This window comes from Vreelandella mediterranea (assembly GCF_970647075.1).
Window position 1 is genome coordinate 2,884,128 of sequence record NZ_OZ310198.1, and the last position, 12,117, is coordinate 2,896,244.

Annotated in this window: 12 protein-coding genes; 8 read left to right on the forward strand and 4 right to left on the reverse strand. The window is 63.8% G+C overall.

What is annotated here, in order from left to right:
• Positions 1 to 21: 21 nt before the first annotated feature.
• The 7 genes from ACWFVE_RS13200 (at position 22) to ACWFVE_RS13230 (ending at position 7,674) form a co-directional block, all read left to right on the forward strand.
• Entirely contained in the window at positions 22 to 951 is a 930-nt protein-coding gene (locus ACWFVE_RS13200) for a RodZ domain-containing protein (protein ID WP_447529725.1), read from the forward strand.
• An 8-nt stretch (positions 952 to 959) separates the two neighbouring features.
• Positions 960 to 2,075 carry a flavodoxin-dependent (E)-4-hydroxy-3-methylbut-2-enyl-diphosphate synthase gene (ispG, locus tag ACWFVE_RS13205; RefSeq protein WP_447529726.1) on the forward strand — a complete coding sequence of 372 codons (1,116 nt, stop codon included), beginning with the start codon at positions 960 to 962 and terminating at the stop codon, positions 2,073 to 2,075.
• A 57-nt stretch (positions 2,076 to 2,132) separates the two neighbouring features.
• A complete protein-coding gene (gene hisS, locus ACWFVE_RS13210) occupies positions 2,133 to 3,428 on the forward strand; it encodes a histidine--tRNA ligase (RefSeq protein WP_447529727.1) in 1,296 nt (431 codons plus the stop codon).
• Between the two features lie 78 nt (positions 3,429 to 3,506).
• On the forward strand, positions 3,507 to 4,163 hold the full coding sequence (locus ACWFVE_RS13215) for a YfgM family protein (RefSeq protein ID WP_447529728.1): 657 nt from the start codon (positions 3,507 to 3,509) through the stop codon (positions 4,161 to 4,163).
• Positions 4,163 to 5,344, forward strand: a complete 1,182-nt coding sequence (gene bamB / locus ACWFVE_RS13220) for an outer membrane protein assembly factor BamB (protein WP_447529729.1) — start codon at positions 4,163 to 4,165, stop codon at positions 5,342 to 5,344. The genes ACWFVE_RS13215 and bamB overlap by 1 nt, the downstream gene beginning before the upstream one ends.
• Positions 5,341 to 6,744, forward strand: coding sequence for a ribosome biogenesis GTPase Der (gene der / locus ACWFVE_RS13225; RefSeq protein ID WP_447529730.1), 1,404 nt, complete (start codon positions 5,341 to 5,343; stop codon positions 6,742 to 6,744). Before bamB ends, der begins: the two co-directional genes overlap by 4 nt.
• 315 nt (positions 6,745 to 7,059) lie before the next feature.
• A complete protein-coding gene (locus ACWFVE_RS13230) occupies positions 7,060 to 7,674 on the forward strand; it encodes a hypothetical protein (RefSeq protein ID WP_447529731.1) in 615 nt (204 codons plus the stop codon).
• On the opposite strand, the gene ACWFVE_RS13235 is transcribed toward ACWFVE_RS13230, so the two are convergent.
• Positions 7,671 to 8,528, reverse strand: coding sequence for an ATP-binding protein (locus ACWFVE_RS13235; RefSeq protein WP_447529732.1), 858 nt, complete (start codon positions 8,526 to 8,528; stop codon positions 7,671 to 7,673). The genes ACWFVE_RS13230 and ACWFVE_RS13235 overlap by 4 nt on opposite strands.
• A 76-nt stretch (positions 8,529 to 8,604) precedes the next feature.
• Between ACWFVE_RS13235 and ACWFVE_RS13240 the strand changes: the two genes are divergently transcribed.
• Entirely contained in the window at positions 8,605 to 9,408 is an 804-nt protein-coding gene (locus ACWFVE_RS13240) for a M48 family metallopeptidase (RefSeq protein WP_447529733.1), read from the forward strand.
• A 33-nt stretch (positions 9,409 to 9,441) separates the two neighbouring features.
• Here ACWFVE_RS13240 and aroE read toward each other — a convergent pair whose 3' ends face one another.
• The 3 genes from aroE to ACWFVE_RS13255 all read right to left on the reverse strand — a co-directional run bounded on the left by aroE (position 9,442) and on the right by ACWFVE_RS13255 (position 12,117).
• A complete protein-coding gene (gene aroE, locus ACWFVE_RS13245; RefSeq protein WP_447529734.1) occupies positions 9,442 to 10,260 on the reverse strand; it encodes a shikimate dehydrogenase in 819 nt (272 codons plus the stop codon).
• Positions 10,257 to 11,192: an oxygen-dependent coproporphyrinogen oxidase gene (gene hemF / locus ACWFVE_RS13250; RefSeq protein WP_447529735.1), complete on the reverse strand. Its 936-nt coding sequence runs from the start codon at positions 11,190 to 11,192 to the stop codon at positions 10,257 to 10,259. Before hemF ends, aroE begins: the two co-directional genes overlap by 4 nt.
• Before the next feature lie 82 nt (positions 11,193 to 11,274).
• Positions 11,275 to 12,117: an oxygenase MpaB family protein gene (locus ACWFVE_RS13255; protein WP_447529736.1), complete on the reverse strand. Its 843-nt coding sequence runs from the start codon at positions 12,115 to 12,117 to the stop codon at positions 11,275 to 11,277.

The window sequence follows — 12,117 nt, forward strand, 5'->3', positions numbered from 1 at the left end:
ATTATTGAAGGATGCTCAGCCATGAGCGACACACATTTAAACGAGAATACGACGACCTCAACCGCCTCTCCCGGCGAGCTGCTCAGCAGCCAGCGTGAACAGCTTGGCGTACCGCTCACGGACGCCGCCCTGGCGCTGAATTTACGCCCCGCCGTGGTCGAAGGGCTCGAGCGCGACCACTACGATGAGATCCCCGTGGTCACCTACCGGCGCGGCTACCTGCGGGCCTACGCCAAATACCTGGGGATGGATGAGCGGGTCGTGCTGGAGGCGTATCAGGCACGCTTTGGCACCGCCGATGCCGAGCGCAAGGTGACGCCAGTGACGACCTCGCGGCCCCCGTCGCGGGCCGGCGCCTGGCTTTTCAAGCTGGTGACGCTATTAGTGATTGCCGGGCTGATCGGCGTGACGGTGATGTGGTGGCAAAGCCGTGGCGGCAGCGAGCCGCCGAGCATGGGCGCCACGCCCTCGTCCGAAGAAGAGAGCCAGTTCGCCACGCCGGAAAACGACGCGGCCGCGGACCTTCCTGACACGCCGGTCTCCTCCCCCGCGCCAAGCGATGCCCAGAACGGCGCAGACGAAGAAAGCGCCGAGCAAGCACCGGTCAGCGAGCCCGAGCCGGTGCAGCCGTCCGAGGCTGCGATCGCATCGGCCCAGACGATTGCCGCAACGCAAGCCGAGGGCGGCGAAGAGCAGGCCCAGACAGACGCCAGGACGATGGCACTGACCTTTAACGAGCAGTCCTGGACCGAAATTTTCGATGCCACCAATCAGCGCGTTTTCGTGGGCCTGCAAACTCCGGGCACCACGGCTACAGTTGAAGGCGAACCGCCTTTTCGACTCACCATCGGTAACGCCACCGGCGTGGAATTGATCTACCTGGGCGAGAGTGTCGATCTTGGCCAGCGCGCCGGTGCCAATAACGTTGCCCGATTTACTCTAGGAGAGTGATCCGTCTTATGCACGCCCCTTCTCCAATCAAACGCCGAGTGTCCCGCCAGATCCACGTTGGCAAGGTTCCGGTAGGCGGCGATGCACCGATTGCGGTGCAGAGCATGACCAATACCGACACCCTTGACGTGGACGCCACCGTCGGCCAGATCCAGCAGTTGGAAAACGCCGGCGCGGATATAGTCCGCGTCTCGGTGCCGGACATGGACGCCGCCGAAGCCTTTGGCCGCATCAAGCAACGTGTCGACGTGCCGCTGGTGGCGGACATCCACTTCGACTACAAGATCGCCCTGCGCGTCGCCGAGCTGGGGGTGGACTGTCTGCGCATCAACCCAGGCAACATTGGCCGGGAAGATCGCGTCAAGGCAGTGGTCAACGCCGCCCGGGATAACGGTATTCCGATTCGTATCGGCGTCAACGCGGGCTCGCTCGAGAAAGACCTGCAGAAGAAGTACGGCGAGCCGACCCCGGAAGCGCTGGTGGAATCCGCCATGCGCCACATCGATTACCTCGACCGGCTCGATTTCCACGATTTCAAGGTCAGCGTCAAGGCCTCGGACGTGTTCATGGCGGTGGCCGCCTACCGGGACTTGGCCAGCCGCATCGAACAGCCCCTGCACTTGGGGATTACCGAAGCCGGCGGGCTGCGCTCGGGCACGGTAAAATCGTCGATCGGCCTTGGGATGCTGTTGATGGATGGCATCGGCGATACCATTCGCGTGTCGCTGGCCGCCGACCCGGTCGAGGAGATCAAGGTCGGTTTCGACATGCTCAAGAGCTTGAAGCTGCGCGCCAAGGGGATCAACTTCATCGCCTGCCCCAGCTGCTCGCGCCAGAACTTCGACGTCATCGACACCATGAACCAGCTCGAAGAGCGCCTGGAAGACGTAATGACGCCGCTCAACGTCTCGGTGATCGGCTGCGTGGTCAACGGACCCGGCGAAGCCAAAGAGACCGATATCGGTCTGACCGGCGGCTCACCGGCCAATTTGGTCTATATCGACGGTAAACCGGCCAGCAAACTACGCAACGACCACCTGGTCGACGACCTGGAAGCGATGATCCGCGAAAAAGTCCGTCTCAAACAGCAGCAACAAGACGACGTCATCACGCGTAGCGTGTAACGCCGTAAAAGACGGGCAGCCCCGCAAGAGGCTGCCCGTGCTTATAAGGAGTCCTCATTGAGCAAGTCCGGTGCTAAAAAGATTCAAGCCATTCGTGGTATGAACGATCTATTGCCCAGCGAGAGCCCTCGCTGGCAATTTTTTGAGGCGAAGGTGCGCAACCTGATGCAGCGCTACGCCTTCGACGAAATCCGCATGCCGATCGTCGAGCAAACCGCGCTGTTCGCCCGTTCGATCGGTGAAGTGACCGACATCGTCGAAAAAGAGATGTACACCTTCGAGGACCGAAACGGCGACAGCCTCACGCTGCGCCCGGAAGGCACCGCCAGCTGCGTGCGCGCCGCCATGGAACACGGCCTGCTCTACAACCAGACCCAGCGGCTCTGGTACCAGGGCCCGATGTTTCGCCACGAGCGCCCGCAAAAGGGCCGCTACCGCCAGTTCCACCAGGTCGGCGTAGAAGCCTACGGCTTCGAAGGCCCGGATATCGACGCCGAGGTGATTTTACTCTCGGCGCGCCTTTGGCAGGAACTAGGCCTAAGCGAGCACGTGACGCTGGAGCTCAACTCGCTGGGCTCGCTCGACGCCCGTGCGGCCTACCGTGACAAGCTCGTCGCCTACTTCAACGAGCATCAGGACGTTCTCGACGAGGACTCCAAACGGCGCCTGGAAAGCAACCCGCTGCGTATTCTGGATTCCAAGAACCCGGCAATGGCGGACATGCTCGACGGCGCGCCGCAGCTGATGGATCACCTGGACAAAGAGTCGCTCGAGCACTTCGAGCAGTTGACGGCGCTATTGGAAGCCGCGGGTATCAAGTATGTGGTCAACCCGCGCCTGGTGCGCGGGCTGGACTACTACTCACGCACGGTATTCGAGTGGACCACCACCGCACTGGGAAGCCAGGGCACCGTGTGTGCCGGCGGGCGCTACGATGGCCTGGTCGAGCAGTTGGGCGGCAAGCCCACCCCGGCGGTGGGGTTTGCCATGGGCATCGAGCGGCTGATTTTGCTGCTGGAAACGCTCGATTTGGTCCCCGCACAAGCCCTGGGCGGGTGCGATGTCTACCTGCTGGCGATGGACGATAGCACCACCACCGCCGCACTGACGCTAGCCGAGCGGCTACGCAATGAGCTGCCGGGCCTTGGCCTGCAACTTCACTGCGGTGGCGGCAGTTTCAAAAGCCGCATGAAAAAGGCCGATAAAAGCGCCGCCCGCGTGGCGCTGTTGCTGGGCGAAGACGAAGTGGCCAATCAAACGGTCACACTCAAGTTCCTGCGCGAAGAGCGCGAGCAGCAAACCCTCGAGCAGAGCGCGCTGGTCGACACGCTCGACGCACTCATCGCCCGCTAAGCGCTTGACCATTCAAGGGCCGCAAGGCCCGGTGGGCCAAACCGGCCTACCCACTATGCCAGAACAAGGAGGCCGCCCGTGGCGGAGCTGAGAAGCGAAGAAGAACAGCTTGATGTCATCAAGCGCTGGTGGAAAGAGAACGGCACCTCGCTGCTCGCCGGCGCTGTGATCGCGGCGGCCGGGGTATTCGGCTGGCATGCCTGGCAGAACTACCAGGAAGGCCAGGCGGCGGCGGCCTCCGTGCGCTACCAGCAGTTGATGACCATCAGCAACGCGCCGGAGCAGAGCACCGAGCAGTTCGAAACCGCCCGTAGTCTGGTCGACGAGATCAACGATGACCACGGTGGCACGCTCTACGCCGAGCTTGCGCTTTTGATCGAAGCGCGCCTGGCCGTCGACCAGAACGACCTGGACGGCGCCCGGGAAGCGCTCGAGCGCGTGGCGGACAACGCCTCGCGGGATTACGTGAAAAGCCTGGCCCGGCTGCGTCTGGCCCGGGTGGAAATCGCCCAGGGCAACCCGGACCGGGCGCTGTCGCTGCTGGACGAGCCGATGGCCGACTCGTTGGCCGCGCAGCGCCTTGACGCCCGCGGCGACGCCTATGCAGCCCTTGACGATACCGATAACGCCCGCACGGCCTGGCAAGAGGCGCTGGCCGCAGATGGTCAGAACCAGTCGCTTTACGGCATTCAGTTTAAGCTAGACGACCTTGGCGCCGAGGAGGCGACCTCCTGATGACGATCAGCCTTTCCAAACCGTTATTCAATAAAGCGCTTCTGCGCGCCACGCTAGGCGCGGCAGCGCTGGTAATGCTTGCCGGCTGCGCCAGCAAGAGCGAACCCGCTTTCACGCCGAAGGAGCTCACCAGCTTCAACGAAACCACGAACGTGGAGAACGTGTGGCGGCAAAGCGTCGGCGACGGCCTGGGGCGCGCTCGCTACCCCATCGAGCCCACTCGCGAAGGCAACACCGTTTTCGCCGCCGACGCCCAGGGCGTGGTCATGGCGTTCAACGCCAATAATGGCAACCGCCAATGGCGTATCGAGCTCGACACGCCGCTTTCCAGTGCACTGAACGCCATTGCCGGCCAGCTATATCTTGCTACGCGTAACGGCGAAGTGATCGCGATCGACCAGTCTGATGGCAGCATCAACTGGCGCTCGCGGGTCTCCAGCGAAGTGCTCGCCGCGCCCCAGGCCAATCAGCAGCTGCTGGTCGTGCAAAGCGTCGACGGCCAAATTACCGCGCTTGACCGCCAAACCGGCCAGGAGCGCTGGGTCTACACCAGCTCCCAACCCGCGCTTACGCTGCGGGGTACCGGCACACCGATGGTAATCGACCCGGTTACGTTCGTGGGCCTGGCCAACGGCCGCCTGGCTACGCTGGATAACCGCAGTGGCCAGCCGCTTTGGGACATGCAGATCGCCACGCCCCGCGGGCGCAGCGAAGTCGAGCGCCTGGTGGATCTTGCCGGCCAGCCGGTCCTAAGCCAGGACGGACGCCTGTTCGTCACCAGCTATAACGGCCGTGTCGTGGCCCTCGAGGCGACCCAGGGCGGCACGCTTTGGGAGACCAGCCTCTCTAGCCGCCACACGCCGGTACTCGTCGGCAATACGCTGTTCGTCGTCACCGACGACAGTCAGGTCGTGGCGCTGGATGCCAACAGCGGCCAGGAAATCTGGCGCAACGACGACCTGGAAGATCGCTGGCTGACCGCCCCCGCCTTTGCCGATGGTCGCCTGGTCGTGGGTGACTTCGAAGGCTACGTGCATCTCATCGATGCCCGCGAAGGCAACATCGTCGGCCGTACCCGGGTGCACAAGTCGGGCATCACCCTGCGCCCGGTCACCGAAGGCAGCACCATTCATGTACAGGCCAACAATGGCCGGCTGCAAACGTTGGAACTCACTCCATGACACCCGTCATCGCTCTAGTCGGTCGGCCCAATGTGGGCAAATCGACGCTGTTTAACCGCCTGACACGCTCGCGCGATGCTCTCGTGGCCGATTTCCCCGGCCTGACGCGCGATCGTAAATACGGCAACGGCCTGCTGGGTAACAAGACCTACACGGTCATCGACACCGGCGGCATTAGCGGGGACGAGGAAGGCATCGACGCGGCCATGGCCGAGCAGTCCCTGGCCGCGATCGACGAAGCCGATATCGTGCTGTTTCTGGTCGATGGCCGCTCGGGGCTGAACGTCGCCGACGAGGCGATCGCCAACCACCTGCGCGTCAACCAGAAGAAAACCTGGCTGGTGGTCAATAAAACCGACGGGCTCGAAGAGCACTCGGCGATGGGGGATTTTTGGGGTCTGGGCCTTGGCGATCCATGGCCGATCGCCGCCGCCCACGGGCGCAACGTGTCGCTTTTGATGGACACCGTGCTCGAGCCCTTCCCCGCCCGCGACGAAAGCATTCCGGCGGATACCGGCAGCAAGGGTATTCGTATCGGCGTGATCGGCCGGCCCAACGTGGGGAAATCCACCCTGGTCAACCGTCTGCTCGGCGAAGACCGGGTGGTGGTGTTCGACGAAGCCGGCACCACCCGCGATGCCATCGAGATCCCCTTCGAGCGCCGCGGCAAGCCGTTCGTGCTGGTGGATACCGCAGGGGTCAGGCGGCGCAAGAACGTCAGCGAGATCGCCGAGAAGTTCTCGATCATCAAGACCCTCGATGCCATCAAGGAGTGCCACGTAGCGGTGATGGTGCTGGATGCGCGCAGCGGCCTGGTCGAGCAAGACCTGCACCTGCTGGACTACGTGCTGACCACCGGCCGGGCGCTGGTGCTTGCGGTCAACAAGTGGGACGGCCTGGAGAGCGACGCCAAAGAGAAGATGCGCAGCCAGATCAAGCGCCGCCTGGGCTTTGCCGACTACGCCGAGATGCACTTTATCTCTGCACTACACGGCACCGCGGTGGGGGATCTCTACCCGTCCATCGAGCGCGCTTTCGAGGCGGCCAACGCCCACTGGTCGACCAACCGCCTGACCACGCTCTTGCAAGATGCCACCAGCCAGCATCCGCCGCCCATGATCAACGGCCGGCGTATCAAGCTGCGCATGGCCCACCAGGGCGGCAGCAACCCGCCGATCATCGTGGTCCACGGCAACCAGACAAGCTCCTTGCCCGAAGCCTACCGGCGCTACCTGACCAACACCTTCCGCAAGGTGTTGAAAGTCCGCGGCACGCCCATGCGTTTCGAGTTCCGCTCCGGCGACAACCCCTATGATCACATGGCCGGCGCCAGCGACAAGGAAAAAGCCAAAAAGCGCGAGCTGGACCGCACCAAGGAAGCACGCCAGAAACGCCGCTAATACGAGCCTGACGCTTCTCTAAAAACGCCTGCTGAGCTATTCAGCGGGCGTTTTTTTATGGTGGCCGCCCACCACTGCAGCGCGTTGCGCTGCATCGCTGGCTGAAGCCTGCCCTACCACCCCCTCCGCTCGAGCCCACCGTAGGAGCTGAATTCATTCGGCGATGGCGGCGTTAGCCGCCCTTACTGGATGGGTTGCGTTCGCCCGCTTAGGGGCCATGTGATAAACCAGTTGACAAACATCACCGCTCTACCTCAAATGGCCTGGCTTTTCATTGCTGGCCCTACCACCTTTCGCCCTTCACAGGAGGGACTCATGGCTCATCTCGCGCGCCGTTGGCGCTGGCTAACGCTTCTAAGCCTGGCAAGCCTACTCACCGGCTGTCTGGCGCTTCCTCAAACCAGCCTTTTTGCTTTTCGCTTGGCGGTCACGTCCTTGGGTGTCGAGAACGTCAAGGTGGGGCCTTATGATCTGAACGCGGGGTTCGACACTACTAACTTATCGAGCCTGATCGCGTCCAGCCTGGGCTCGGGTAGTTTGCCGATTCAGGCAACCATGGCGCTGGGGCTTGGCCTGCCGGCGGGAATGCCGGCGGTCAATATGTCGGGGTTCAACTGGACGCTGGATATGCCCGGTGCGGATCCGGTCTCCGGGCGCTACGCCGAGGAGGTCTCGCTAACGCCGGGGGACGGGGCGAATTTGCGCCTGCCGGTGTCCTTCGACGTGCTGGCCACCGACCCGCAGCGTCTTCGCCCGATGCTCAACCTGGCGCAGCAGTTGGCCTCCCACGGCTCGCTCCCCGCGGGCAGCGAGCTGGCGATTACGCCGGGGAACCTGCGCGGGCTTGGCATGACCCTGCCATCGGGGCTGTTTACGCCGACCATTCGCCTGAACGTGGGCCAGGACGGCCAGCTCACACCGGTACGTTAAAGCCCCAGGCGCCCGACCCAGTGGGCGGCAAACTGCCAGGCGGCGCGCCCGCTGCGCCCGCCGCGCAGCGTGGCGAAACGAACCGCCTCTTCGCGGGCGGCGTCGTTCCAGGCGTCTTCGCCGCCCAGCTTTACGACCCAGTGAGCGCAGACGTCCAGGTAGGTCGCCTGGTTGAAAGGATGAAACCCAAGCCACAAGCCAAAGCGATCCGAAAGCGAGATTTTCTCTTCGACGGCGTCGCCGTGGTGAAGCTCTTCCCCCACCAGCTGCGAGCTTTGGTTATCCGCCATCGATTCCGGCAGCAGGTGGCGACGGTTGGAAGTCGCGTAGATCAGCACGTTCTCCGGCGGGCCGGTCAGCGCGCCGTCCAGCACGCTTTTGAGCGCCTTGTAGGCGTCGTCGTTGCCCTCGAAGGAAAGGTCGTCGCAGTAGACCACGAAGCGGTGCGGAACGTGACGAAGCTCCTCGACCAGCTGCGGCAGGCTTGCCAGGTCATAGCGGTCGACCTGGATCAGGCGCAGGCCGTCCGCCGCCAGCGTATTGATCAGCGCGCGAACGATCGACGATTTGCCGCTCCCCCGAGAGCCCCACAAAAGCGCGTGATTGGCGGGCAAGCCCTTCAAAAACGCCCGGGTGTTATCGAGGAGCGCCTTTTTTTGCCGCTCGATGCCGAGCAAATCATCCAGCGTCGTGGTATCGCGTGGCGGTACCGGCACCAGCCGCCCACCCAGCGGATGGCGCTGCCACAAAGCGGCGCTTTGAGTGGACCAGTCCACCGGTGCCGGCGCCGGAGGCAGCCAGTGCTCGGCGCGCTCTAAAAGGCGTGTAAGGCGCCTGGTTAATTCGTCATCCATACTTGCCCTCCCAATACGTTATGATAAAACTACCGTCATCGAACCGTTCATACCATTTACCCACAAGGAATCTTTCATGCGTTGGCTTCGCCCTTTCGCCGTTACGGCTTTGTGCGCTTCACTTGCGGCCTGTAGCACCTCGCCGACCGGCCGCTCGCAGCTTCTGCTGCTCTCGGATGCCGAGCTCAATCAGATGGGCCAGCAGGCCTTCGCTCAGTACCAGCAGGATGTGCCCATGGGGGATCAGGCAAGCCTTCGCTACGTACAGTGCATCACTAACGCCATCGTCGATGTGCTGCCCAGCGAACAGCGTAATTCGGACTGGCAGGTGCGCGTGTTCGAATCGGAGCAGCCCAACGCCTTCGCGCTGCCCGGCGGCTACATGGGCGTGAATACCGGCATGCTCGATTTGGCCACAAGCCAGGACCAGCTCGCCTCGGTCGTGGGTCACGAGATCGGCCACGTGCTGGCCAACCACGCCAACGAGCGCGCCTCGACCAAGAGCGCGACCTCGCTAGGCCTTTCGATGATTTCGAGCACCTCGGGCATGCAGTCCGCGGGCGGCCAGCAACTGATGGGCGTGCTGGGTATGGGCGCCGAGTACGGCATCGCGCTGCCCTTCTCCCGCCGTCATGAAAGCGAAGCGGACATCATCGGCCAGGACCTGATGGCCCAGGCTGGGTTCGACCCGCGGGAAAGCGTCACCCTTTGGGAAAACATGCAGGCGGCCTCCAGCGGCGGCGCGCCGCCGGCCTGGATGTCGACCCACCCAAGTCAGGATCAACGTATCAGTGGGCTCCAGTCCGGCATGGGCCAGGCCATGGCCACCTATGAGCAGGCCAGAAGCCAGGGCCGCACGCCGAACTGCTCGCGCCCGTAGTCCCTATCGCGGCGTGCCCAGGGCGCGCCGCGTTCAGCCGGCAAGCGATTGCCTAAGCATCTCGCGCACCGACGCGGTATCCGGGCGCACGTTGCGCCAGAGGAAAAACGCCTCTGCGGCCTGCTCGACCAGCATGCCCAGGCCGTCTACCGTGGTGGCACCGCGTGTATCAGCCCACTGCATGAATACCGTAGGCTCTGCCCCGTACATCATGTCGTAGGCGTAACCCCCCGGGTTGAACAGCCCGTCTGGTAACGGCGGTAAATCGCCGGCCAGGCTTGCGCTGGTGCCGTTGATCACCAGATCGAACGTGCCGAAAAGCGCGTGATACCCGCCCCCGCTTGTCTTGCCTAAATCCGCGAAATCCCGGCCCAGCGCTTCGGCCTTGTCGGCCGTGCGGTTGGCGACCACGATTTCCTGCGGGCCTTCGCTCAACAGCGGCTCGAGCACGCCGCGCACCGCGCCACCGGCGCCCAGCACCAGAATGCGCGCATCGCGCAGCGCCACCCCTTGGGCCTTTAGATCCCGCAGCAGGCCAACGCCGTCGGTATTGTCGCCATAGACGCGGCCGTTTTGGCCATTGATCAGGGTATTCACCGCACCGGCGCGCCGAGCGCGCAGGCTGAGCGTATCGCACAGCGCAAAGGCATCCTGTTTGAACGGCACGGTCACGTTGGCACCATACCCACCCTGGTGGCAGAACTGCTGCCAGGCGGCGGTGAAACCGTCGAGCGGGGCAAGCTCGGCGGTGTAGCGCAGGGCCTGACCGGTTTGCTCGGCGAAGGCCTGATGAATCATCGGTGATTTGGAGTGTTTGACCGGGTTACCGAGCACACAGTAGTGATCGCTCACGGGCTCACTCCCAGGTTCTCGGCCTCGGTCAGCCAATCGCGCGGGGTCAGGTAGTCGTCCAGGTGCGCCTCGGGGCTGCCAGCACCTGGGGTATAGCCATACTCCCAGCGGGCCAGCGGCGGCATCGACATCAAGATGGACTCGGTGCGCCCGCCGCTTTGCAAACCAAACAGCGTCCCCCGGTCCCACACCAGGTTGAACTCCACGTAGCGCCCACGCCGATAGAGCTGGAATTCGCGCTCGCGCTCGCCCCAGGGCGTGTCACGGCGACGCTCGATAATCGGCAGGTAAGCCTCTAAAAAGCTATCGCCCACGGCGCGCTGAAAGGCGAAGGCGTGCTCGAAATCCGGCGCGTTCAGGTCGTCGAAGAAGAGCCCTCCCACCCCGCGGGTTTCATCGCGATGCTTGAGGTAGAAATACTCGTCGCACCACGCCTTGTAGCGGGGATAAACCTCATCGCCAAAGGGCGCGCAGGCGTTTTTGGCCACCTGGTGCCAGTGCACCACGTCTTCGAACACCGGGTAGTACGGGGTGAGATCGATGCCGCCGCCAAACCACCAAACCGGTGCCTCGCCCTCTTTTTCGGCGATGAAAAAGCGCACGTTGCCGTGGCTTGTGGGCACATGCGGGTTCTCCGGATGCAGCACCCAGGACACCCCCACCGCGTGGAAGCTGCGCCCGGCCAACTCCGGGCGCGAGGCGGTCGCCGAAGGCGGCAGCGTTTCACCAAACACGTGGGAGTAGTTGACTCCGCCCTTTTCGAAAATCGCGCCGTTTTCGATCACCCGCGAGCGCCCGCCGCCGCCGGCTTCCCGCTCCCAGCTCTCTTCTCTGAACGTGCCGCGGCCATCGGCCTCGGCAAGACCTTCGCAGAGCCGGTCCTGCAGGTTCATCAGGTACGTTTTAACGTCGTCAAGGTGCTCGTGGGCCACAGTATCTCCAAAGCCGTGCCTGAAAGGGTAGACGCTTATGGTAAGCGGTAAGGCGCAAGGGGTGAAGGGGCAATCAAATGGCTCAGGTGCGGCCCTGAAACCGCGTCAGCGCCCGGCGGTAGGCACCGCTTCGCACCGCGCGGCTGATCAGGGGCATCGCGCCTTTGATGCTAGCGCGAACGAGCCGGCGCTGAAGTTTCGGCATATCGAGCTCGAGCTGGCGCGCGGCCCACTCGGGCAGAAGATCGATCCCCGCGCGCATAAAAAGCGCCCCGCCCGGGCGCAATATCAGATGCCGCGGCGGCGCGGCCAGCAGCACCTTGACTACATCGCGGGTGCGCTCGTCGAAGACCAGCTCGCTTCGTTTGGCTTCGAGGTACGTCTCGACCGCCGCCTTACTGTCGGGCACGTCGCGCGCCCCCAGCGCCTCGGCGATGCAGGCGGTTTCGAAAAAGTAGCGGTCCTGATCGGCCGCGCTCAGGTTCGGGTTACGATACAGCAGGTGACCGGCCATGAAGCGGCTCATTTCCGCAACGTGCACCCAGGTGAGCAGGTCCGGGTCATCGGCGGCGTACGGGCGGCCGTCGGCGGCCTGGCCGCGTACATGGGCATGCACCCGGCGCACCCGAGCAATTGCCTCTTCGGCCTGCTCGAACGTACCGAAACTGGTGGTGGCGATAAAGTCGCTGGTACGCCGCAGCCGGCCCACCATGTCGTGGCGAAAGTTGGAGTGGTCCCACACGCCGGCCAGCGCCAGCGGGTGCAGCATCTGGAGTAAAAGCGCGCTGATGCCGCCGCACATCATCGGCGTGAAGTCGCCGTGGATGTTGCGCACCAGACCGTCCTGGGGAAAAGGTCCCGGCGCCTGGCCGGCCCGCGCCGCGCCCAGCCGCGCTACCATAGCGTCCATCAGAAAGGTGCTCAT